General features: G+C 68.9%; 26 protein-coding genes and 1 pseudogene. 9 read left to right on the forward strand and 18 right to left on the reverse strand.

What is annotated here, in order from left to right; genetic code table 11:
- Positions 1-65: 65 nt before the first annotated feature.
- Positions 66-1037, reverse strand: a complete 972-nt coding sequence (locus HPS01S_RS02170; protein WP_243721762.1) for an amino acid ABC transporter substrate-binding protein — start codon at positions 1035-1037, stop codon at positions 66-68.
- 367 nt (positions 1038-1404) lie between these two features.
- On the opposite strand from HPS01S_RS02170, the gene HPS01S_RS02175 reads away from it, so the two are divergent.
- Positions 1405-3114, forward strand: coding sequence for a long-chain fatty acid--CoA ligase (locus HPS01S_RS02175; RefSeq protein WP_066150524.1), 1710 nt, complete (start codon positions 1405-1407; stop codon positions 3112-3114).
- Positions 3115-3121: 7 nt separating this feature from the next.
- Here the strand turns inward: HPS01S_RS02175 and HPS01S_RS02180 are convergent, their stop codons facing one another.
- Positions 3122-3976: a DUF2189 domain-containing protein gene (locus HPS01S_RS02180; protein WP_084396946.1), complete on the reverse strand. Its 855-nt coding sequence runs from the start codon at positions 3974-3976 to the stop codon at positions 3122-3124.
- Positions 3977-4062: 86 nt separating this feature from the next.
- On the reverse strand, positions 4063-4506 hold the full coding sequence (locus HPS01S_RS02185) for a bacteriohemerythrin (RefSeq protein WP_066150527.1): 444 nt from the start codon (positions 4504-4506) through the stop codon (positions 4063-4065).
- 145 nt (positions 4507-4651) lie between these two features.
- Between HPS01S_RS02185 and HPS01S_RS02190 the strand changes: the two genes are divergently transcribed.
- Positions 4652-5392 (forward strand): 2OG-Fe dioxygenase family protein, encoded by a 741-nt coding sequence (locus HPS01S_RS02190; protein ID WP_066150529.1) that lies wholly within the window; start codon positions 4652-4654, stop codon positions 5390-5392.
- Here HPS01S_RS02190 and HPS01S_RS02195 read toward each other — a convergent pair.
- The 10 genes from HPS01S_RS02195 to HPS01S_RS02240 all read right to left on the reverse strand — a co-directional run bounded on the left by HPS01S_RS02195 (position 5362) and on the right by HPS01S_RS02240 (position 13693).
- Positions 5362-5673, reverse strand: coding sequence for a YkvA family protein (locus HPS01S_RS02195; RefSeq protein WP_066150531.1), 312 nt, complete (start codon positions 5671-5673; stop codon positions 5362-5364). The genes HPS01S_RS02190 and HPS01S_RS02195 overlap by 31 nt on opposite strands.
- Positions 5674-5769: 96 nt before the next feature.
- Entirely contained in the window at positions 5770-7224 is a 1455-nt protein-coding gene (locus HPS01S_RS02200; RefSeq protein ID WP_066150533.1) for a VWA domain-containing protein, read from the reverse strand.
- Positions 7225-7234: 10 nt separating this feature from the next.
- On the reverse strand, positions 7235-8593 hold the full coding sequence (locus tag HPS01S_RS02205) for an AAA family ATPase (protein ID WP_066150536.1): 1359 nt from the start codon (positions 8591-8593) through the stop codon (positions 7235-7237).
- A gap of 5 nt (positions 8594-8598) precedes the next feature.
- Positions 8599-9783, reverse strand: a complete 1185-nt coding sequence (gene bktB / locus HPS01S_RS02210; RefSeq protein WP_066150537.1) for a beta-ketothiolase BktB — start codon at positions 9781-9783, stop codon at positions 8599-8601.
- Positions 9784-9879: 96 nt separating this feature from the next.
- Positions 9880-10473 carry a histidine phosphatase family protein gene (locus HPS01S_RS02215; RefSeq protein WP_084396947.1) on the reverse strand — a complete coding sequence of 198 codons (594 nt, stop codon included), beginning with the start codon at positions 10471-10473 and terminating at the stop codon, positions 9880-9882.
- A 30-nt stretch (positions 10474-10503) separates the two neighbouring features.
- Positions 10504-11271: an SDR family NAD(P)-dependent oxidoreductase gene (locus tag HPS01S_RS02220; RefSeq protein WP_066150539.1), complete on the reverse strand. Its 768-nt coding sequence runs from the start codon at positions 11269-11271 to the stop codon at positions 10504-10506.
- A gap of 29 nt (positions 11272-11300) precedes the next feature.
- Positions 11301-11957 carry an RluA family pseudouridine synthase gene (locus HPS01S_RS02225; protein WP_255284129.1) on the reverse strand — a complete coding sequence of 219 codons (657 nt, stop codon included), beginning with the start codon at positions 11955-11957 and terminating at the stop codon, positions 11301-11303.
- A 110-nt stretch (positions 11958-12067) separates the two neighbouring features.
- The gene (locus tag HPS01S_RS02230; RefSeq protein WP_066150542.1) at positions 12068-12550 is read right to left on the reverse strand and encodes a HugZ family pyridoxamine 5'-phosphate oxidase; all 483 of its coding nucleotides are present in this window, start codon (positions 12548-12550) and stop codon (positions 12068-12070) included.
- Positions 12551-12560: 10 nt separating this feature from the next.
- A complete protein-coding gene (locus tag HPS01S_RS02235; RefSeq protein WP_066150545.1) occupies positions 12561-13157 on the reverse strand; it encodes an OmpA family protein in 597 nt (198 codons plus the stop codon).
- Complete coding sequence (locus HPS01S_RS02240) at positions 13154-13693, reverse strand: FecR family protein (protein ID WP_066150548.1); 540 nt, start codon at positions 13691-13693, stop codon at positions 13154-13156. The genes HPS01S_RS02235 and HPS01S_RS02240 overlap by 4 nt, the downstream gene beginning before the upstream one ends.
- A gap of 139 nt (positions 13694-13832) precedes the next feature.
- On the opposite strand from HPS01S_RS02240, the gene HPS01S_RS02245 reads away from it, so the two are divergent.
- The 3 genes from HPS01S_RS02245 (at position 13833) to HPS01S_RS02255 (ending at position 17427) form a co-directional block, all read left to right on the forward strand.
- The gene (locus HPS01S_RS02245; protein WP_066150550.1) at positions 13833-14825 is read left to right on the forward strand and encodes a tRNA dihydrouridine synthase; all 993 of its coding nucleotides are present in this window, start codon (positions 13833-13835) and stop codon (positions 14823-14825) included.
- 31 nt (positions 14826-14856) lie between these two features.
- A complete protein-coding gene (gene gshA, locus HPS01S_RS02250; RefSeq protein WP_066150553.1) occupies positions 14857-16422 on the forward strand; it encodes a glutamate--cysteine ligase in 1566 nt (521 codons plus the stop codon).
- Positions 16423-16527: 105 nt separating this feature from the next.
- Positions 16528-17427: a dienelactone hydrolase family protein gene (locus tag HPS01S_RS02255; protein WP_066150556.1), complete on the forward strand. Its 900-nt coding sequence runs from the start codon at positions 16528-16530 to the stop codon at positions 17425-17427.
- A 6-nt stretch (positions 17428-17433) separates the two neighbouring features.
- Here the strand turns inward: HPS01S_RS02255 and HPS01S_RS02260 are convergent, their stop codons facing one another.
- Entirely contained in the window at positions 17434-17730 is a 297-nt protein-coding gene (locus tag HPS01S_RS02260; RefSeq protein ID WP_079365915.1) for a 2Fe-2S iron-sulfur cluster-binding protein, read from the reverse strand.
- 222 nt (positions 17731-17952) lie between these two features.
- On the opposite strand from HPS01S_RS02260, the gene HPS01S_RS02265 reads away from it, so the two are divergent.
- Positions 17953-18141, forward strand: a complete 189-nt coding sequence (locus tag HPS01S_RS02265; protein ID WP_066150559.1) for a YgaP-like transmembrane domain — start codon at positions 17953-17955, stop codon at positions 18139-18141.
- Here the strand turns inward: HPS01S_RS02265 and HPS01S_RS02270 are convergent, their stop codons facing one another.
- A complete protein-coding gene (locus HPS01S_RS02270; RefSeq protein WP_066150561.1) occupies positions 18142-18624 on the reverse strand; it encodes an SRPBCC family protein in 483 nt (160 codons plus the stop codon).
- 71 nt (positions 18625-18695) lie between these two features.
- Between HPS01S_RS02270 and ylqF the strand changes: the two genes are divergently transcribed.
- The 3 genes from ylqF to HPS01S_RS02285 are packed head-to-tail and all read left to right on the forward strand — an operon-like array spanning position 18696 to position 20752.
- Positions 18696-19679 (forward strand): ribosome biogenesis GTPase YlqF, encoded by a 984-nt coding sequence (gene ylqF / locus HPS01S_RS02275; protein ID WP_066150564.1) that lies wholly within the window; start codon positions 18696-18698, stop codon positions 19677-19679.
- A 16-nt stretch (positions 19680-19695) separates the two neighbouring features.
- Complete coding sequence (locus HPS01S_RS02280; protein WP_066150567.1) at positions 19696-20097, forward strand: carboxymuconolactone decarboxylase family protein; 402 nt, start codon at positions 19696-19698, stop codon at positions 20095-20097.
- A gap of 58 nt (positions 20098-20155) precedes the next feature.
- Positions 20156-20752, forward strand: coding sequence for an NAD(P)H-dependent oxidoreductase (locus HPS01S_RS02285; protein WP_066150570.1), 597 nt, complete (start codon positions 20156-20158; stop codon positions 20750-20752).
- Positions 20753-20771: 19 nt separating this feature from the next.
- Here HPS01S_RS02285 and HPS01S_RS02290 read toward each other — a convergent pair.
- The 3 genes and pseudogenes from HPS01S_RS02290 to HPS01S_RS02295 all read right to left on the reverse strand — a co-directional run.
- Positions 20772-21056: pseudogene (locus HPS01S_RS02290) on the reverse strand (DUF427 domain-containing protein); the annotation flags it as partial.
- A gap of 13 nt (positions 21057-21069) precedes the next feature.
- Entirely contained in the window at positions 21070-21216 is a 147-nt protein-coding gene (locus HPS01S_RS21935; RefSeq protein ID WP_164868321.1) for a hypothetical protein, read from the reverse strand.
- Between the two features lie 48 nt (positions 21217-21264).
- Complete coding sequence (locus tag HPS01S_RS02295; RefSeq protein ID WP_066150575.1) at positions 21265-22239, reverse strand: transglutaminase family protein; 975 nt, start codon at positions 22237-22239, stop codon at positions 21265-21267.

Genomic DNA, 22239 nt, shown 5'->3' on the forward strand with positions numbered 1-22239 from the left:
GTGCCCTACGAAACTAGTTCATAGAGCCCTTGTGCCTGCAACGGCCAAGTGCCGTGTGCGACGGGTCAGCGCAGCGGAGCGGCGTACATGAAGCCGCCGTTGCTCCAGAGGTTGTTCTTGCCGCGCGGCAGGTTGATCGGCGTCTTGGGGCCGACGTTGCGCTCGAAGCTTTCACCGTAGTTGCCCACGGCCTTGATGGCGCGCGCCAGCCATTCCTTGTCCAGGCCCAGGTGCTTGCCCAAGTCTTCCGTGGTGCCCAGCATGCGGCCGACCTGCGGGTCGGTGCTGGTCTTCATCTGGTCGACGTTGGCCTGGGTGATGCCGTACTCCTCGGCTTCGATCAGGCCGTTGAGCACCCACTTGGTGATGGCGAAGAACTCGTCGTCACCGCGGCGGATCATGGGGCCCAGAGGTTCCTTGGAAATCAGGTCGGGCAGGATCACGTGGGCGGCCGGGTCCTTGGCTTCCTTGGCGCGGATCGAGGCCAGACCCGAGGCGTCGGTGGTGTAGGCCTGGCAGCGGCCGGAGAAGTAGGCGCCGGTGGAGGCTTCGAGCTTCTCGAACACCACGGCCTTGATGCCCAGGTTGTTGGCGCGCGAGAAGTCGGTCAGGTTCTTCTCGGTCGTGGTGCCCGACTGCACGCAGACCGTGGCGCCCTTGAGCTGCTTGGCACTGCTGATCTTGCCCTTGTTGACCAGGAAGCCCTGGCCGTCGTAGTAGTTCACGCCCACGAAGTGCAGGCCCAGCGAGGCGTCGCGCGAGAGGGTGTTGGTGGTGTTGCGCGAGAGGATGTCGACTTCACCGGACTGCAGGGCGGTGAAGCGCTGCTGCGCCGTCAGTGGCACCCACTTGACCTTGGTGGCATCACCCAGCAGCGAGGCCGCCACGGCCTTGCAGTAGTCCACATCCAGACCGGTCCAGTTGCCGTTGCTGTCGGCAGCGGAGAAGCCTGCCAGGCCAACGTTCACACCGCAGATCAGCTGACCGCGCGCCTTGATGGCGTCTATCGTTTTGCCCGCATGGGCGGGCAGGCTCATCAGGGCCGCCGCGGCGCCCAGTCCCAGGGCCGTCAGTTTGAGGGAATTCAGTTTCATCGGTCACTCCGTTTTGTAGGGAAGTTGTGAACAGCCAGTGGCGAGGCGCACCAGGTCGGGGCGCCCCGCACCCGCTGAACGACTGTATTACCGCCCAGCGGGCCGGGACATCGGGGTTTACGTGGGAAAACTATGCGAAGAATGTATGAACGCATGGCCCGCGGGCCCGCTCCGTGCCTGGCTGCATCGCATCAGCAGGTTCCATGCCAAAGACCTGTCCACGCGCCGTCTCCCCAGCGACATGCGTGCTTTCCTTTTTGCAGCGTCGGCCCGTATGCTGCGACCGAAAAAGCACACCAGGAGACAAGCCATGACGAACCCTGCCGCCACCAGCGCCGCACCCGCCGGCCTGCGCCCTCACCACCGCTTCTGGCCGCGCCGGCTGCCACACGCGATCACGCCGCCGGCCACCTCGCTCTGGTTCAACCTGGAGGTCAGTGCCAGGCGCTATCCGGACAAGCCGGCCCTGGTGTTTTTCGACCGCAGCACCTCGTACCGCGAACTGCTCGAACAGGCCGAGCGTCTGGCGGCCCACCTGCACGCGCAGGGTGTGAAGGCCGGCGACCGGGTCATCCTGTTCATGCAGAACTGTCCGCAGTGGGTGGTGGCGCACTACGCCATCCTGCGAGCCAACGCGGTGGTGGTGCCGGTCAATCCGATGAACCGGGCCGAGGAGCTCAAGCACTACATCACCGATCCGGATGTGAAGGTGGCCATCGCGGCCGCCGATCTGGCGGGCGACCTGCTCAAGGCCAGCGCCGAACTGCCCGAGGCGCAACGGCTGTCGCATCTGGTGGTGGCCCACTACCACGACGCCATCGGACCGGACGCCGACATCCCCCCGGCCTGGGCGGACTGGCTGGCCACCCGGCACCCCCTGCCGGCGCTGGCGGGCGGCACCGTGGCCGACTGGGCGGACGCACTGACCTGCAACGCCGCGCCGCCGGTGCACGACCGCAGGCCCGAGGATCTGAGCGTGCTGCCCTACACCAGCGGCACCACGGGCCTGCCCAAGGGCTGCATGCACACCCACGCGTCGATCATGCACAACGCCGTGGCCGGGCAGTTGTGGACCGGTGGCACGCACGAGAACGTGGCGCTGCTGGTGGTGCCGATGTTCCACATCACCGGCATGGTGGTGGGCATGCACTGCGGGGTCTACACCGGCACCACCCTGGTGCTGATGCCGCGCTGGGACCGCGAGCTGGCCGGCCGCCTGATTTCGCAGTGGAAGGTCACGCACTGGACCAACATCCCCACCATGGTGATCGATCTGCTGGCCAGCCCGCGCTTCGACCAGTACGACCTCTCCAGCCTGGTCTTCATCGGTGGCGGTGGCGCCGCCATGCCGCAGGCGGTGGCGCAGCGCCTGTTCGAGCAGTTCGGCCTGCGCTACGCCGAGGGCTATGGCCTGACCGAGACTGCGGCGCCCTCGCACAACAACCCGGCCGACCACCCCAAGCAGCAGTGCCTGGGCATTCCCTTCCTGAGCGTGGACGCCCGCGTGGTCGACCCCGACACATTGCAGGAGATGCCGACCGGCGAAGCCGGCGAGATCATCATCCGCGGCCCGCAGGTGTTCAGCGGTTACTGGAAGCGGCCCGATGCGACCGAGGCCGCCTTCATCGACTTCAACGGCCGGAAGTACTTCCGCTCAGGCGACCTGGGGCGCGTGGACGAGGATGGCTACTTCTTCATCACCGACCGCCTCAAGCGCATGATCAACGCCAGCGGTTTCAAGGTCTGGCCAGCCGAGGTGGAAGCGCTGATGTTCAAGCACCCGGCCATCGCCGAGGCCTGCGTCATCAGCACAAAGGACGACTACCGCGGCGAAAGCGTGAAGGCCGTGGTGGTGCTGCGCGACGCCGCCAAGGGCCAGACCACCGAGCAGGACATCATCGACTGGTGCCGAGAGAACATGGCGGTGTACAAGGCGCCGCGCGTGGTGCAGTTCGTCGACGCGCTGCCCAAGAGCGGCTCGGGCAAGGTGATGTGGCGCCTGCTGCAGGAAAAGGAGTGAGCGCCGCTCACTCTTTCGGGACGATGTGCCTGTACGCGTGCCAGGTGGCGTGACCGATCACCGGCCCGGCCACGAACAGGCCCAGGAACGCCGGCAGCATGGCCAGCAGGATGATGCCGGTGATCAGCGCGCCCCACAGCAGCATCACGCCCGGGTTCTGCAGGCAGGCGCGGATGCTGGTCAGTCCCGCCGAGATCGCATCGACCTGGCGGTCCATGATCATCGGGATCGAGATCACGCTGGTGGTGAAGATCAGGCCTGCGAACACCGCGCCGACGACCGTGTAGGTGACCAGGAAGCCGATGTTCTCGGGGTCGATCAGCATCGCCAGGATGTTGGCCTTCTCCGGCATGGTGTTGAAGCTCACCGCAAACACCACCAGCGAGGCGCGGCCCCAGAGCATCTCCAGGATCAGCAGCACACCCGCGAAGATCGCCATCGTGCCCTTGGTGGACCGCCAGGCCTGCAGCGAGGCGCGCAGCGACGGCCGGTGGTCCTGCGTCTGCAGGGCCTTGCTGGCGTCGTACAGGCCCAGGCACAGGAACGGGCCCATCAGCAGGAAGCCGGCACTGAGCGCGAGCACGTAGGCCGGTGCGTTCTGGAACACGGCCAGCAGCGCATGGCCCATCAGGAAAAAGCACAAGCCGTAGAACAGGCCGATGCGCGGGCAGCGACGGAAGTCTTCCCAGCCCAGCTTCAGCCAGTGCAGCGGGTCACCGACGGACAGCGTCGCCAGCGGCAGCGAGAACACCGAGGGAGCACGGGCTTCCGCCTCCGCATCCGGTCGTTCGTCGGGGGTCTCCGCGGTTTCGGCTTCCGGAGCGGAAGCGGGAACAGCATGCGCGTGCAAGGCCTCGGCCATGGGGTCTCCTTTTGATAAAAATCAATATAACCATGCGCGCATACTGGGTTTACATGGTTTTCCCGGAGACCCCGGTGCCAGCCGGGTCAGGGCGCCGGCGCCGGATGTGTTCTCGTGCGGTGCGTCCGGCGGGCGGGCAGGTCGCTCTGCACCGAGCGCATGTGCAGGGCCAGCGCGGCGTCCAGGGTCTGGGTGTGTTTGGCGAACCAGACCGCCAGCTCACCCGCCATCTCCCGCACCGCCGCCACGTTGCCGGCGCGCGCCAGCGCCAGCCCCTCGCGCATGACGTTCAGCACCACCTTGTGCTGCATGATGTGGTTATCTGCGGCGGCAAAACGTGTGCGCTTCATCCAGTCGTCCTCGCTGCCGAAGTGCCGGACGGTGTGGTCGATGACCGCCGACCAGGCTTGCGGCAGTGTCTCGTCGGGCGCGGTTTGCGCCAGCGCCAGCAGGTCCACAAAAGTGTGGTGCACCTCGTCCATGGGCGGGAAGTCCAGCAGCAGTGATTCGGACCATTCAACAGTGTTCATTGCGGTACCTCCGTCTGTTGAAGGCAGCTTGACAGCGTGCGCGCGGCCGATCCTTGATCCAGCGCAGAAATCGCGCGCAGACCAGGCGGGATCCGGCTGCTTTTTTGACCGGGTTTGCCCTAGCTCAGACCGCTACACTGCTTGCATGACACGCGCCTTCGACCCTCCCTATTCCCCCCTTGCCCAGTCCGACGCCCATCTGGCCCGACAGGGTTTCAGCCTGCTTGGCGCCAACGATGTGGCGGCATGGCTGGGTGCCTCCATGGCGGATCTGGAGCGGCTGCACGGCGCCTGGAACGATCTGCCCGCGGATGGCTATCTGAAGGACGGTGGGCGCTACCGTCGCCGGCGCCACAGTTGCTTCGTGGTGGACGGTGCGCAGGTCATCGAATCACCGCACCGGGCGCACTGGCAGCCCTTGGAATACAACGCACTGCACGGCGGCATGCAGCGCTGGTTCGAGCCCATGGCAGAACAGACGCGCGCCGATCCGCTGTGGCGGCGCCTCCTGGTCCGGGTCGGCGAGGCGGTATCGGCGCTGCACGGCGAGCACCCCTGGTATGTGGAGGCGCACCCGTTCCGCATCGACACCACCGATGGCATCGGCCGGCCCACGCCCGAAGGCGCACACCGCGACGGTGTGGACCTGGTGGCCGTGTTCATGCTCGAACGCCACCGCATCAAGGGCGGTGAGAGCCGGGTCTTCGAAGCCGAGGGACCGGCCGGTCAGCGCTTCACGCTGACCGATCCGTGGTCGCTGCTGTTGCTGGACGATGCGCGCGTGATCCACGAGACCACGCCGATCCAGCCGCTGGTGGCGGGCGAGCTGGGCTGGCGGGACACACTGGTGCTGACCTACCGCCGCAACGGATTCCAGGGAGACTGAGGTTTCGCGCCGCTGGCGCGTGCTTCTGCATGGTCCCGGATGTTGGCGGGCAGCCGCGACAGCAGCCAGCGCATCGCCATCGGCACGATGACCAGATCGTCGACCACACCCAGCACCGGGATCATCTCGGGGATCAGGTCGATGGGCGAGAGCAGGTAGAGCACGATGGCCGCCGTGCCGGCCTTGAGCCAGACCGGCGCGTCCGGATGGCCCAGTGCGTACCAGAGCCGTTTCGCGTCGCCGCGCACGGCCAGCCAGAGCACCGACAGACGTTTCCACATACGTTCACCTCCAGGTCGCTTGCGGTCCGGGGCACCCGGACTCCACCAAGTGTGGGGCGATGGACCGCGTTTGCAAGTGCAAGGTTCCCCGTGCGATCACCGTCGTATTGCGTTGGGAAAGTACATCGCCGTCAGGCTGCGGCTGTGCACGGGAGAAAAGCCTTCGGCCGCCGCGCCGCTGGCTGCGCCGTAACGCCGCCAGTCCCGCACCCAGTGCAGGGCGTCGCAGATCTCCACCAGACCAATCGTCTCGCGGTCGCCGATCAGGATACCGTGCACGCGCAGGCCCAGCCGCTCCTTGGCCTGGCGCAGCGCGGCCAGCGTGGCGAACGTGAGGCCGAACTCGCCGTCGCTCACGATCAGCACGTCGGCGTCCCGCCAGCCCTGCTGCTGCACCTGTTCGATGGCGCGTTCAATCGGTGTCTGCACGTCGGTGCCGCCGTCGAAGGCCTGGCCCATCAGGTCCAGCAGCGCGTCCAGGCCGGCGGCGTCGCGCGTCAGCGGCCGCTCCAGCAACTCGCCCGGCCCGCCGAAGGCCAGCAGCCGGCAGGCGCGGTCGCCCGCGTGGGCGCTGCGCAGGGCCTGCAGCACGCAGGCCTTGGCCACGTTTTCCGGCGCACCCTGCATCGAGCCCGAGGTGTCCAGGCAGACGATCAGCGGTCCGTGGCCCAGCGGCGCCTCCTGCGGGCGGGCCGTGGCGCCTTCTGGCTGGGGGCGGGGGTTGGGCCGCGGTTCACGCGCCCGGTCGTCGTAGGTCAGCAGCTGCGCTTCGGCGAAGCGGGCGCGCCACAGGCGGCGCAGCACCGGGTGGGTCAGGTTCAGGCTTTCGCTGCCGGTCATGCGGGCCAGCGCCCGCGAGCGGTGCACGCCGTCCACCGCGGTGGGTTCGGGCCGCCGCTCGTCGTCGTCCGTGGGCCGCGGCGCCGCCTGGTCGACGGCCTGCGCCTGCGGCGTGGCGGTGCGCGCCAGCGGCTGGTGGGCGGCCAGCTGGCGCCGGCCCACACCGTCGATGAACTGGGCCAGCGCCGGCAGGCGTTCGAGCAGGTCGCCGATGCGGCGTGCGTCGGCCCATTCGCGGCGATTGAGTTGGCCTTTGAGGTCGTCCCAGTTCAGGTGCGAGGGGTCGCCCAGCGACTTGAGCAGCGACATGGCTTCTTCCCAGCCCTGGCGCTGCAGGGTCCAGTTCTCGCGGAACTCGTCGGCCATGCGCGCGATGGCCTCGGCGCGGGTCTCGTTGGCGGGCCGTTCGATCAGGCTGTCCAGGTGCCAGAGCAGGCTTTGCAGCATCTGGCGGGTGAGCGAGGTGTTGCCCTGGGTGAGTGCGAGCAGGTCGAGTTCGGTCAGCAGGCGGCGCAGCGGCGCGACCGCCTCGGGGTCGCCCAGGTCCAGCGCAGCGTCGGGCAGGCGGCCGGCCAGCAGCGCGTCGTGCCAGGGTGCGGCCTGGGCCAGCCGGGCCTCGGCCGTGCCGCCGCTGCAGACCACCGACCAGCGCCACAGTTCGCGCGCGATGCCGTCGAGGTGGTGGTAGGGGCGGTCGGCGGGGGCCTTCATGCCATGGGGTTCAGGCTTGCCAGCTGACAGGCGTGGGCACGAACTCGGACGTGTCCTCGGCCAGACGGGGCAGGGCCGCAAAGCCCTCGTGCAACTCGGTCAACCGCGCCGCCAGCGCGTCCACCTGCGCGCAACGCTGCGCATGCACGGCCTCAATGCGCGCCATCCACGACGGCGGCAGCCAGCCGTGGGCGCGCGCCTGCGCGAGCACGACCCCGGCGGTCGCGTGCACCTCGGCCCGCACGCCGTCCAGGCGCTGCTGCACCTCGGCCACCTGCGCGACGCGCGCACGGATGTGCAGCGCGCCGTAGCGGCGGTGCGCCCGTTCGCTGGCAATGCGCACGAGTTCGCTCTCGCTGCTCGGCCCGGCGATGGCGCGGGCCAGTGCCAGCTTGCCGGCGCTGTCGTCCTGTGCGTCGGCCGGGGCGCGGCGTTCCACGTCCAGCTGCTGCTCGAATGCGGTGGCGGCGCGCTCCAGCCCGTCGATGGACAGCGGCGTGGCCTTCGCCACGGTCAGCAGGAACCAGTCGGTCCAGCCGGGCACCTGGTCCGGGTCGGCGGCCAGGGTGAAGGGCAGCAGCCAGGTGTCCCATGTCGAGACCTCGCTCGCGTCGCGGCTGGCGGCTTGCACCTGCAGCAGCGCGGCGGTCTGGCGCCAGCGGCGGTCGGAAACGGTCTGCTGAGTGTCCTTCGCGCGTTCGCGGGCCGAGGACAGCAGGGCAATCACCTCGTCGCCCAGCCGCACGGCCTGGGCTTGTGCGCGCAGCGCCTGCAGCGAAGCCGACGAGAGCTGTGCATCCGGGTGCGCCTCGCCCTCGGGCAGGGCGGTTTGCAGCAGCGCGGCGAAGTGCGCATCGTCCACCGGTGCCACCGGCACGCGCAGCAGGAAGCGGTCGTAGAAGGCGTGCAGGCTCTCGTCCTGCGGCACCTCGTTGCTCGCGCCCACCAGGCAGACCAGGGGCACGTCCACGCGGTGTTGTCCGTTGTCGAAGCAGCGCTCGTGCAGCAGGCCGAGCAGGGTGTTGAGGATGGCCGAGTTGGCCTTGAACACTTCGTCGAGAAACGCGACCTCGGCCGACGGCAGGTAGCCGGCGGTCAGGCGCTCGTAGCGGTCGTCTTCCAGGGCTTTGAGCGACAGCGGACCGAACAGCTCCTCGGGCACCGAGAAGCGGGTCAGCAGGCGCTCGAAATAGTGCGCGCCGGGCAGCAGGCGCTGCAGGCGGCGGGCGAGTTCGCTCTTGGCCGTGCCCGGCGGGCCGAGCAGCAGCACGTGTTCACCCGCCAGCGCCGCCAGCAGCAGCGCCCGGGCGGCCACGTCGCGTTGGAGCAGGCCGCGCTCGAGTTCGTCAATGGCGGCGGTCCAGCGCATGACGGTCACATCCGCTCGAAGATCGCCGCGATGCCTTGTCCGCCGCCGATGCACATCGTGACGAGGGCGTAGCGGCCGTTGACGCGTTGCAGTTCGTACAGCGCCTTCACGGTGATCAGCGCGCCAGTGGCGCCGATGGGGTGGCCCAGCGAAATGCCCGAGCCGTTGGGGTTGACCTTGGCCGGGTCGAGGCCCAGTTCCTTGGTCACGGCGCAGGCCTGGGCGGCGAAGGCTTCGTTGGCCTCGATCACGTCCAGATCGTTGACCGACAGGCCGGTTTTCTTCAGCACGGCCTGCGTGGCCGAGATCGGGCCCACGCCCATGATCTTCGGGTCCAGGCCGGTGTGGGCGTAGCCGACCAGGCGGGCCAGCGGCTTGGCGCCACGGGCCTGCGCGGCCTTGGCGTCCATCAGCACCACGGCCGCGGCGGCGTCGTTGATGCCCGAGGCGTTGCCGGCGGTGACGGTGCCGTTTTCCTTCAGGAACACCGGCTTGAGCTTGGTCATGTCTTCGAGCTTGCAGCCCGCGCGGAAGTGTTCATCGGTAGCGTAGGCCACCTCACCCTTTTTGCTCTTGAGCATGACGGGCACGATCTGGTCCTTGAAGCGGCCTTCGGCGGTGGCGCGCTCGGCGCGGTTGTGGCTTTCCACCGCCAGCGTGTCCTGCATCTCGCGGGTGATGCCGTACTTGGCGGCCACGTTCTCGGCCGTCACGCCCATGTGGATGTTGTGGAAGGGGTCGTGCAGGGCGCCGATCATCATGTCCACCATCTCGGTGTCGCCCATGCGGGCACCCCAGCGCATGTTGAGCGACGCGAACGGTGCGCGGCTCATGCACTCGGCGCCGCCACCGATGGCGACGTCGGTGTCGCCCAGCAGGATGGATTGCGAGGCGCTCACGATGGCCTGCAGACCCGAGCCGCAGAGGCGGTTGACGTTGAAGGCGGGCGTGCCTTCGGCACAGCCGCCGTTGATGGCGGCCACGCGCGAGAGGTACATGTCCTTGGGTTCGGTGTTCACCACGTGGCCGAAGACGACGTGGCCGACATCCTTGCCTTCGGTGCCCGCGCGGGCCAGGGCCTCGCGCACGACCAGGGCGCCCAGTTCGGTGGGCGGGCTGTCCTTGAGGCTGCCGCCAAAGGTACCGATGGCGGTACGGACAGCGCTGACGACGACGACTTCACGGCTCATGGAATGCTCCTCTGTGGATGGGGTATGGGGTCAACGGCACATGGTAAGGCCAGCACCCTTACGCCGGCCTTGTGCCACGTCAAGCAGAAGACAGGCTCAGACCGTGTGCCGCGCCAGCAGCTTCAAGCGCCCCGGCGCGGCGGGGTCGGCGCGGGTCAGGAACAGCTCGCCCATGGCGGGGTGTTCACCGGTCAGCGCCGTGATGTTCACCTGGTGCGTGACCAGCACCCAGTTGACCGGCGCGCGCAGGGCGGCGACGGTCTCCAGCACCTCGCGGGTCTGCTGCCCCGAGTCGCCCTGACCCTGGAAGAAGGAGTTGATGGCGGGCCACACGGTGTAGCGACCGAAAGCCAGCCGCGCGGTGTCGGTGCAGCGGCACCAGGCGCTGCTGCGCACCGCGGCGATGGCGATGTCCTCGCGCCGGAAGGCCTCGCCCACACGGCCTGCCTGTGCGCGACCGGCGGCGCTGAGGTTGCGCTGCGTCTCGCAGCGGCCGAGCGTGAAACCCGGCGGGTCGCCCACGCCGGGTTCGGTCTGGGCGTGGCGCATCAGCACCACGCAGCCGCCCTGGCGCAGCAGGGGCCAGAAGCCGCCTGGCCCGGACTGGGCCCGGGCCAGGCCGCAGGCCGCACCGGCCGCCAGCAGCAGCGTCTGGCGACGATTCGGGTGGGTGGTGGTGGGCAGCGGCATGGGGTCGGGACGGTTGTTGCGGACCGTCGATCAGCCCCGCACGTCGGCCACGGGCTCACGGCCAAAGTCCGGACGCTGCAGCCAGCCCAGCACCTGGGCCGCCGCGTCCTCGGGGCTTGTGAGCTGCTTCTGGCGCTGGAGTTCCACGAAGCGCTGGAGGTCGGGGAAGCCGGCGGGGTCGCCCGCGCGCAGCTGGACCTGCATGTCGGTGTCGATCACGCCCGGGGCCAGCGAGACGATGCGGGCACCATGCTCGCGGTGCGCCTCATCCAGCGCCACGCAGCGCGAGAAGTGGTCCATACCGGCCTTGGCCGCGCAGTAGGGCGCCTGGGCCGCCATCGCCCGGCGCCCCAGCCCGGAGGAGATGTTGAGCACCTTGCGCGGGCCGCGCCAGCCGGCGTCGACCCAGGCGCCGCTGGCGTGCAGGAACGCGGCGGTCAGCAGCATGGGCGCCTCCAGCCCGACCCGCAGGGCCCGGGCGATCCCGTCCTGCGGGCAATGCTCCAGCGGCGCGATCTCCGGGATCACGCCGGCGTTGTTGATCAGGGTGGCGCTGGCCAGGCTGGGCGCGTCCAGCTGCGACAGCCACTGCTGCAGGCGTGCCGCAACCGGCGCCGGGTCGGCAAGGTCTACAGACCATTGCAGGGCCGTGGCGCCCTGGGAACGGGCCAGGGCATCGAGTTCGGGGTTGGTGTGGCGCGAGAGGCAGAGCAGACGCCGGCCCGGCGCGACCAGCTGTCGCGCCATCGCCAGCCCCAGGCCGCGCGAGGCACCGGTGAGGATGACAAGGTCTTGCATGCCACCAGTGTGACAGGACCCGACCAACCTCAGAACGGGCAGGGTGCCTCGAAGCGCATGGGCTGGTCGGTCGCCGGGTGCGGGATCTCGATCGCCTGCGCGTGCAGCAGCAGGCGCGGGGCCATGGCCTGCTGCGCCTCGCTGGCGTAGAGCGGGTCGCCCACGATGGGAAAGCCGATGGCCATCAGGTGCACCCGCAGCTGGTGCGAGCGGCCGGTGACCGGTTCCAGTTCGAGCCGGGTCGAGCCCGGGACCGGGGCCGGATCGGGTGCCAGGCGCCAGCGCGTCAGGCTGGGTTTGCCGATCTCGTGGTCGACCTTGCTGCGCGGCCGCGCCAGCCAGTCGACGATCAGCGGCAGGTCGATGCTGTTCCAGCCGTTGTCCGGCTGCGGGTTGTGCAGCTCGCCCGCGACGGCGGCGGTGTAGCGCTTGTGCACCCGGCGCTTCTCGAAGGCCATGCTCAGGCGGCGCTGGGCGTCAATGCCGCGCGCCATCACGATCAGGCCCGAGGTCGCCATGTCCAGCCGGTGCACGATCAGGGCGTCGGGGTACCGCGTCTGGGCGCGGGCGCTCAGGCAGTCCTGGTTCTCCGGCCCGCGGCCGGGCACGGCCAGCAGCCCGGCCGGCTTGTCGAACACCAGCAGGTGCTCGTCGGCGTGGATCAGCGGCAGGGCGTGGGGGCTCACACGATCCGGCGCAGGGCCGCCCCAAGCCGGATCAGCCCCCGGGCCCGGCACAGACTGGGCCCCTTCCCCGTCCTGGGGCAGCGACCCGCGTAGCGGTGGAGCGTGGGGGCTCATGGTGCCTCGAGCGCGCGGCGCGCTTCGTCGGCCGGCAGGCTGCGCGCAGCACCGAAGCCGGCGACCTGGCGCGCGCCCAGCAGCTGCAGTCGGACGAAGCGGAAGTCGCCCAGCGTGGACATCATCCCGGCCTCCGGGAAGCGTTGCAGATAGACCGAGCGCGACACCTCGGCTTCGGGGCTGCCGGGTTCGGCAAACCGCGCCAGCGCATCCAGCGTCACGCGCGGCAGGGCGTGCACCGGCTCGCCCTCGGGCTCGGCCGCACACACCAGCAGCGAGACGCGGGGCGTGCGCTGCATGTTGCCGCTGTGGGCCGCCAGACCGCTGACGTGCAGCACCAGTTCGCTGGCGGTACTGTCGATGGCGAAGGGCACCATGGAAACGAACACGCCACCGTGTTCGTCGAGCGTGCCCAGCGCGGCGGTGCGGCGCGCCAGCAGCAACTCGCGCAGGGCCCGGGTCAGGCTGTGTTCTCCCAAGGGTGCCCCCTCAGCGGACAACGATCTCGGCCCGGCGGTTGCGCGGCTCCGGCACGTCGTCGTCCGTGGGCACCACCGGTTCACGCTCGCCGCGCCCCACCGGTTCAATCAGTTCGGGTCGGACGCCCTTGCCGACCAGCAGGTCGCGGATGGCGTTGGCGCGCTCCAGCGAGAGAACGTCGTTGGCGTCGGCCGCGCCTTGGCGGTCGGTGTGGCCGATGATCACGATTTCGCCACCGCTGCGCGCGCGGGCGACCACCACCACCTGGTCGAGTTCGGCCGCCGATTCGGGGGTGAGGTCGGACGTGCCCGGCTGGAAGTTGAGCGTGAAGCGCTGCGGTGTCGGAGGCACCAGCTTCAGCAGCGCGGGGTAGCGCTCGCGCACCTCGGCCTCGCTGGACTGGGCCGGCTGGAGCTCACCCTTGTGGCCCAGTTCGGCGGCGGCGTAGGGGGAGGCCAGGTCGGCCGAGCCCTGGGCGGTGGACACCACCACGGCGGTGGGGCGGTCGGGCTGGGGCAGGAGGATCACCCGGCCGGCCGGTGCGCAGGCGGCGCACAGGGCGACTGCGGAGGCGGCGGTGATGCACCTGATGAGTGGAAGCGTCATCGGCGCAGTCTACTATCGTCACCCCAGTGGTGACGCAGGTAGTAATAGAGCGGCTCGGGCCTGGGGTTGGCCTCGACGATGAAGTCGGTGCCGCGCACGCCGACCACCGCAGTCGGGGTCTTGACCTTGAAGCGTTCGGGGTTGACCCGGGCCAGCAGGCCGGTGACCACACGCATCGATCCCTGGAGCAGTTCCACCAGCAGGTTGCCCTCCTGGGTGGTGGAGTCGAACCGGTACTGGCTCAGGTCGGCGGTGCTGTCAGGTCCAAGCACCATCACCGTGCCGTCCTTGAGCACCATGCTGGCAGCGCCGTCCTGGCCGGTGCGGATGCGTTCGCCTGCGCGAACGGCCTCACCCGGCTGAACGGCGCGGCCATCGCCGCCACCCAGCCGCACCTCGCCCTGCACCTGCTTGAAGGTGCCGGCACGGGTGTCGGGCGCGATGTCTGGGGACTGTGCCGCTGCCACGGAAGCCGCCAGCGCAAGCACAACGGCGGGCGAGGTGCGGAACAGGCGGCGGGCGGACAGGGCGGGCATCTTTACTCCAAATGGTTTAACTCGGCATCCTAGTCGCTGCATTTCGCGTGGCACAAGGCATGCACCTACAATCCGCGACCCGACCGGACTTCCAGTGACATGCGTCACGTTTCTGTCGGCCCCAACCCCCTTTGCCGTGATGACTCCGACCCTGCTGCTGGCGCCGATGGAAGGCCTGCTCGACGCCACGCTGCGTGATGTGCTCACGCGCACCGGCGGCGTCGACCGCTGCGTGAGCGAGTTCATCCGGGTCACCGACACCCTGCTGCCCGAGCGGGCCTTCGTGCGTGTGGTGCCCGAGCTGCTCAACGGCGGGCGGACCGCTGCTGGGGTGCCGGTGCGGCCGCAACTGCTCGGCTCCGACCCGGTCTGTCTGGCCGAGAACGCCGCGCGGCTGGCGGCCCTCAGCCCGTTCGGCGTCGACCTCAACTTCGGCTGCCCCGCCAAGACCGTCAACCGCAGCCGGGGCGGTGCGGTGCTGCTGGACGAGCCCGAGCTGATCGGCCGCATCGTGTCGGCGGTGCGGCGCGCGGTGCCGGCGCACCTGCCGGTGTCGGCCAAGATGCGGCTGGGCTACGGCGACGACCGCGTGGCGGAGGACTGCGCGCTGGCCATCGCCGGGGCCGGTGCCGACGAACTCGTGATCCATGCGCGCACCAAGGCCCACGGCTACCGGCCGCCGGCCTACTGGGAGCGCATTGCCGAGGTGCGGACCGTGCTGCCGGCCAACCTGCCGGTGATCGCCAACGGCGAGATCTGGACCGTGGCCGAGGCGCAGCGCTGCCGCGAGGTGACGGGCTGCGACAGGCTCATGATCGGCCGCGGCATGGTGACCGATCCCGGCTTGGCGCTGGCGATCAGGGGGCAGGGCGGTGTGCCCTGGTCGCAGATCCTGCCGCTGCTGTCGGTGTTCTGGGCCCAGGTGTGTGGCCGGGTCGAGCGGCGGCACCGCGCCGGCCGGCTCAAGCAGTGGCTGAACTACCTGCGCAAGCGCTATCCCGAAGCTCAGCGCGCGTTCGACGAGCTGCGCGAGTCCAACGACCCGGCCCGTGTGGAGGCCTGGCTGCAGGCGCAAACGCTGCCACAGGAGCCCATGCCCGTGCCTGCAGCGGAAATTCCGGTGGCGTGCTAAGGTCCGGCCCCGGTCAAGACTAGAAACCATCATGAAGACCCTGGAACAGCGGCTGGAGAGCCTGGGAGCCGAACGACTGCGCGGCATGCGGCGTGGCCTGGAGAAGGAGAGCCTGAGGTCGCAACCCGACGGCAAACTCGCGCTGACGCCGCACCCGGCGGCGCTCGGCAGCGCGCTCACGCACCCGCACATCACCACCGACTATTCCGAATCGCAGCTGGAGCTGATCACCGGTGTGCACGCCAGCGTGGAGAGCTGCCTGGCCGAACTCACCGAGATCCACCAGTTCACCCTGCGCAGCCTGCAGGCACAGGGCGGTGCGGCGGGTGAAGAGATGCTCTGGGCGTCCAGCATGCCGTGTGGCCTGCCGACCGATGAAACCATTCCGCTCGGGCGCTACGGCTCCTCCAATGTCGGGCGGGCCAAGAGCGTCTACCGCATGGGCCTGGGGCACCGCTACGGCCGCCGCATGCAGACCATCAGCGGCATCCACTACAACTGGTCGCTGCCCGGGGTGGACAACCAGGGTTACTTCGCGCTCATCCGCAACTTTCGCCGCCACGCCTTCCTGCTGCTGACGCTCTTCGGAGCATCGCCGGCCCTGTGTTCGACCTTCGTCGAAGGGCGCCAGCACGAGCTGCAGCCCCTCGGCAGCAGCGGCACCCTGCACATGCCGCACGGCACCAGTCTGCGCATGGGGCGCCTGGGCTACCAGAGCGATGCACAGTCCTCGCTGGCCGTGAGCTACAACAGCCTCGAAGGCTATGCGGCCTCACTGCACGACGCGCTCACACGGCCGTGGCCGGCCTACGAAACCGTGGGCATCCGCAACCCCGGGGGCGACTACAACCAGTTGGCCACCACCCTGCTGCAGATCGAGAACGAGTTCTACGGCACCATCCGGCCCAAGCGCGTGATCCACCAGGGCGAGCGCCCGCTGCACGCCCTGCGCGAGCGCGGGGTCGAGTACATCGAGGTGCGCCTGATGGACCTCAACCCCTTCGAGGCCATCGGCATCGATGCGGCCACGCTGCGCTTCCTGGACGTGTTCCTGCTGCACTGTCTGCTGTCGGACAGCCCGCCCGACACACCGGAGGAAATCCGCGAACTGGCCCACAACCAGCACCTGACCGCTGCGCGCGGCCGAGAACCCGGCCTGCACCTGCTGCGCGGCGGAAGCGAAGTGGCGCTGCAGGACTGGGGGCTGGAGATCCTCGACCAGCTTGCGCCGATTGCCGACCACCTGGACGCGCTGCATGGTGGCGCCTCGCATCGCGAGGCGGTCGCCGCAGCGCGTGCCGCGCTGCTGTCCCCGGACACGCTGCCGTCGGCGCGTGTGCTGGCCGCCACCCGGCAGCAGCACGGTTCCTCGTTCATCGACTTTGTCCGCACCCGCTCGCGTGCCATCCGCCAACAGCTGCTGGACCTGCCCTGGAATGCGCAGCAACAGTCTCGCTACGTGGACATGGCGGTGAGCTCACTGGCGGCTCAGCAGGCCATCGAAGCGGCCGATTCCATGCCGTTCGAGGTCTACCGGCAGGAGTACGTGTCCCCGGCCCGCCTGATGCCGCGCTCGGTGGTGGCCCAGGCTGCCTGAGTCTGTTGCGAAACACCCTGCTGGTGCAGGGTGTATGTCCGCGGCGGTGAATTCCTGCGGTCTCCGGTCCTATCCTGTGCCCTCCTTTTCATCCAGGAGACCGCCATGGCACCCACCCCGCGCCTGACCGCCGCCGATTTCGACCAGGAACTGCTCATCCTTTTCGACGCCTACGTGCACGGCGACATCGACCGCCGGGGGTTTCTGGACAAGGCGGCGAAGTTCGCGGTCGGGGGCATCACGGCCGCCGGTCTGCTCGCGGCGCTCAGCCCGGACTTCGCAATCGCCCAGGTGGTGCCCCAGGGCGATCCGCGCATCACCACCGAGCGCATCGACGTGGACTCGCCCAGCGGTTCGGGCAAGGTCAAGGCCTACCTGGCCAAACCGGCCAAGGCCTCGGGCAAGCTGCCGACGGTGCTGGTGGTGCATGAGAACCGTGGCCTGAACCCGCACATCGAGGACATCGCCCGCCGGCTGGCGGTGGACGGCTACCTGGCGCTGGCTCCCGATGCGCTCACGCCGCTGGGTGGCTACCCCGGCGACGAGGACAAGGCCCGCGCGCTGTTCGCCCAGCTCGACCAGTCCAAGACCCGGCAGGACTTCCTGGCCGCGGCGGCCGTGCTCAAGGCGCGCGCCGACGGCACCGGCAAGCTGGGGGTGGTGGGCTTCTGCTACGGCGGTGGCATGGCGCATTTCCTGGCCACCCAGCTGCCCGATCTGGCGGCTGCCGTGCCCTTCTACGGCAACCACCCGCCGGTGGAGGACGCCGCCAAGGTCAAGGCGCCGCTGCTGATCCACTTCGCCGCGGTGGACGAGCGCATCAACGCCGCCTGGCCCGCCTATGAAGCCGCACTCAAGGCCGCCGGCGTGCGCTACACCGCCCACCAGTACCCGGGCACCCAGCATGGCTTCAACAACGACACCACGCCGCGTTTCGACGCCGCCGCCGCGAAACTGGCCTGGGACCGCACCCTGGCGTTTTTCGCCCAGCACCTGAAAGCCTGAGCGGGCTCAGTTGTCCGGACCCTCCAGCCGGACATCGCTGAGCGGGTAGGCCACACAGGGCAGCACCGCGCCTGCGGTCTTTTCTTCGGGCAGCAGCCCGGGCCAGTCCACGCCATAGCGCACCTGTCCCGCGGTGAGCCGGCCGATGCAGGTCCGGCAGGTGCCGTTGCGGCAGGAGGCTGGCCAGGGCACACCGGCGGTCTGCAGGGTCTGCAGCAGGGTGCGCTGTTCGGGGGCCTGCAGCGCGAGGCCCTGATCGGGAAGGTCCAGAACCCAGCTGCGGGGGATATCTTCTGTCGGCATGGCCCGAATCTAACCGTTGGGCGGGTTGCCAGTGCCTGCCTGTTCAATAGGCAGATTGAAGATTGCCTTTGTACATCAATGACTTGGGAGCCCCGTACAGGACTTCTCCAAGCTTATCCACAAGCTTGTCCCGGAAATCTTGGGACAAGTTGAGAAGTGTCAAAGCCATCGGGATGCGGTCTGGCTAGAGTCCAAGGTTTTTCCTGAACCTGTTTTTAGACCATGTACAGCCTCACCGGCGCAGACCGGGCCTACCGCTTGCTCTCCGGCGCCGCCATTCTTCTGGTAGCGGTGTTTTCGCTCACCGGCCTGCTGCAGGTGCTGACCTACGCCTCGGCCGGCCTGGTGCTCACCACCGCGATCATCAACGCCTGCCCGCTGGTGGAGCTGCAGGTCCGCAGCGCTTCTTGATCAGGCCTCGCCGCCAAAGCGCTTGATCAGGTTGGCGATGTACTTTTCGACCAGCTTCTCGAACTCGCCCTCGACCACCGGCACCACCACCATCTTCATCAGCCCGGGCAGCGGCACCTCGATATCGCCCTGAATGGCGAGTGCGACCGCCGTGTGCTTTTTCTGGTCGCTGATGTCCCAGCTGCCTGAGACCAGGGCGTTGCCCACGCCCTTGACCGGTGTCCATTTCACCGTGCCCACGCCCTTGGCTGCGTCCCACTTGCTCACGTACTTGCAGGCGTAGACCGTCTGGATGTTGACCTGGGCCGTGCCCACCTTTTCCATCTCCCAGCGGTAGCTGTTGCCGCCCAGATCGACCAGCTGGTCGACTTTGGGAAAATGGCTGACCGACGTCGGCACGTCCGACAGCAGCTCGAACACCTCGGCGGCTTTGGCCTTGACGTTGAATTCGTAGCCCAGATCGATCTTCACGGTGATGGCCATGGGGTCTCCTCTTGTGGTTGGCTGAAAAATCATTGTGGCACGCAGCGGCCACGCACACAGAACGGCAATACATGAGCATCCAGTGGTTCCCCGGTCACATGCACCTCACGCGGCAGGCGATCGCCGAGCGCGTCAAGGAAATCGACGTCGTGATCGAAATGCTCGACGCACGCCTGCCCGGCAGCAGCGCCAACCCGCTGATGCAGCAGCTCACCAGCGGCCGCCCGACGCTGAAGGTGCTCAACAAGCAGGACATGGCCGACCCGGCGCGCACCGCGCTCTGGCTGGCGCACTACAACGCCCAGCCCGACACGCGCGCCATCGCGCTGGACGCCAGCGTCACCGCACCGGCGCGGGCGCTCATCGACGCCTGCTTCGAGCTGGCGCCCAGGCGCGGCGGCATGGTCAAGCCCATGCGGGTGCTGATCTGCGGCATTCCCAACGTCGGCAAATCCACGCTGATCAACACGCTCAAGGGCAAGCGCGCGGCCAAGACCGGCGACGAGGCCGGCGTGACGCGCACCGAGGCGCGCATCGCGCTGGCCGACGACTTTTATCTGTACGACACGCCGGGCATGCTCTGGCCGCGCATCTTCGTGCCCGAGAGCGGCTACAACCTGGCCGCCAGCGGTGCGGTGGGCAAGAACGCCTACGACGAAGAAGAGGTGGCCTACGAGCTGATCGCCAAGCTCAAGACCGACTACCCGCAACTCATGGAGGCGCGCTACCAGCTGGGCCTGTCGCCCGAGGCCTGGGCGCAGACCCACGACGACGAACTGGTCGAAGCCATCGGGCGCAAGCGCGGCGCGCTGGCCGGCGGCGGCCGGGTGAACATGCAGAAGGCCGCAGAGCTGGTGATCGCCGATTTCCGCGCCCTGCACATCGGCCGCATCACGCTGGAGACGCCCGAGCAGTTCGCGCGCTGGCTCAAGGCTGGAAAACAGGCCGACGCCGAACGTGCAGCGCGAAAGAAGAAACTGCGCGACGAGGGGCACATCAGACCGGAGCGCAAACCCAAGCCTGACAAACGTTCAGCGGCGCGCAAGCCTCGTTGACCCACCCGAGACGCCCATGTCCACCATCACCCCGCCCCAGAACCCCGAAGCCGATCCGCGCGTCAAGGCCATCTTCGACGACATCCGCGCCACGCGAAAGACGGATTTCATCAACAACATGTGGCGCTACCTGGCCTTCGATCCGGCGCTGCTGGAGCAGACCTGGGCCGAGGTCAAGCGGGTGATGGCCACGCCGTCCACGCTGGACCCGCTGACCAAGGAGATGGTCTACATCACCGCGTCCATCATCAACGGCTGCAGCTACTGCGTGCACTCGCACACGGCGGCCGCCACGGCCAAGGGCATGACGCGCGAGCAGCACGCCGAGCTGCTGTCCATCATTGCGCTGGCAGCCAAGACCAACCAGCTCGCCACGGGGCTGCAGGTGCCAGTGGACCCGGAGTTCCAGAAGGCTTGAGCCGGGTCAAGGACGGCGCCGGCGCGCGGGTGCAGCATGGGCTTTTTTGGAGTCGCACATGTCCACCGAACCCCGCCGCATCCTGATCGTCAACGGCCACCCCGACGCCGGGGCGCGCCACCTGCTGCACCAGTTGATCGATGCCTACGCCGGGGGCGCGCAGGCGGCGGGCCATCAGGTTCGGCGGGTGGACGTCGGGGCGCTGGACTTTCCGCTGCTGCGCAGCGCGGCGGAATGGGAGCATGGCGCGCTGCCCGAAGGGCTGAAGGCCGCCCAGGACGACATCGCCTGGTGCCAGCACCTGCTGCTGTGCTTTCCCCTCTGGCTGGGTGACATGCCGGCCATGCTCAAGGGCTTCCTGGAGCAGGTGGCGCGGCCCGGTTTTGCCTTCCACCGCGACGAGAAGAACCCGTTCGGCCAGAAAGCGCTGGGCGGGCGCTCGGCCCGCATCGTGGTGACCATGGGCATGCCGGCCCTGGTCTACCGCTGGTACTTCCGCGCCCACAGCGTCAAGTCGCTGGAGCGCAACATCCTTGGCTTCGTCGGCATCGCCCCGGTGCACGAAACCCTGGTCGGGCTGGTGGACCGGCTGGGCGAGCCGGGCGTGGCGCAGTGGTGCGCGAAGCTGCGCAAGCTGGGAACGCAGGCGGCCTGAGCGGCCGTCTGCGCCGCGTTCAGTCCTCGACCTTCACGCCCTTCCAGAACGCGACCCGTCCGCGGATGTGCTCGGCTTCGGGCTTGGGGTCCGGGTAGTACCAGGCGGCGTCGGCATTGAGCTCGCCGTTGACCAGCAGGGAGAGGTACTTGGCCTCGCCCTTCCAGGGGCAGGTGGTCCGGTGGTTGCTGAACGTGACGAAAGCGCGGTTGAGCGCGCCCTCGGGAAAGTAGTGGTTGCCTTCGACCAGCACCGTGTCGTCGCTCTCGGCGACCACGGCGCCGTTCCAGGTGGCTTTCATGCGGACCGTCCCCGGCTCACTTGAATTTGTCTTTGTCCTTGCCGCGCGGGATCACCGCGGTGACCGGCGGGACCGGACGGTCGGAACTGACCGGGCCCTTGGGCACCGACGTGTCCTTTTTCGGCTTCTTGCTCATCTTTTCGTTGCGCTGTTCCTTGCCCATGGTGTGCTCCGTTGGAAATGGCCACGCACTGCGGCCGATCGCGTGATGTTACCGGCCCGCGGGCGGGTTCTGCAGCGCCTCCAGCTCGTAGGGTGGTGCCACCGTGACGGCCACGTCGAGCGTGTGGCGGGCGCCGCCCTGGATGACGCCGCGCATGGGCGAGACGTCGGCGAAGTCGCGGCCGGTGGCCAGCGTCACATAGTCCTCGCCGGGGCTGCCCCAGCCGCAGCGGTTGTTGGTGGGGTCGAAGTCGAACCAGGCGCCCAGCGCCGGTTCGTCGCCGGCCTGCGCGCCGGTTCCCGGTGGCAGGGGCACGTAGACCGAGACCCAGGCGTGCGAGGCGTCGGCGCCGATCAGGCGCGGCTGGCCCGGTGGAGGCTGGGTGAGCAGGTAGCCGCTGACATAGCGCGCAGGCAGGCCCAGGCTGCGCAGGCAGCCGGTCATGATGTGGGCGAAGTCCTGGCACACGCCCTTGCCCTGCGCCAGCGCAACCAGGGCCGGGGTGTTGACTTCGGTGCTGGCGGTTTCGTAGGTCAGCCCGCTGTGGATGCGCTCCATGAGTGCATGCACGGCGGACAGCATGGGCAGGCCGTTTTCGAAGGCCGGCCGGGCAAAGGCAGTGAAAGCATCGTCGCGCGGCACATGGGGGGACGCAAACAGGAACTCGCTGGCGGGGTCGTAGGGCGCGCGGGCGCGGTAGCGGAAGTGGTCGCGCACGGCCTCCCAGGTCTGCATCTGCCAGGCCGGGTCGTCGGGCAGCGGCGCGGGCGCCCGGGTGTCCACCCGGCTGTCGGCCGTGACGGTGAGCACCTCGTGCGGCGCCTGCAGCGAGAAGAAGGTGCGCAGGTTGCCGAAGGCGTCGGTGGTCTGGCTGCGGGCCGCCGGTTCGGGCGAGATCGTCAGCGTGTGCGACCGCACGGTCTGGGTGGGCGTGTCCACCGGCGAGAGGTGGACCATGTGCTGCGCCAGGTCCACGCTGCCCTGGTAGCGGTAGGTGGTGGTATGCAGGATGCGCAGGTCCAT

This window comes from Hydrogenophaga pseudoflava NBRC 102511, from assembly GCF_001592285.1.
Lineage (GTDB): Bacteria > Pseudomonadota > Gammaproteobacteria > Burkholderiales > Burkholderiaceae_C > Hydrogenophaga > Hydrogenophaga pseudoflava.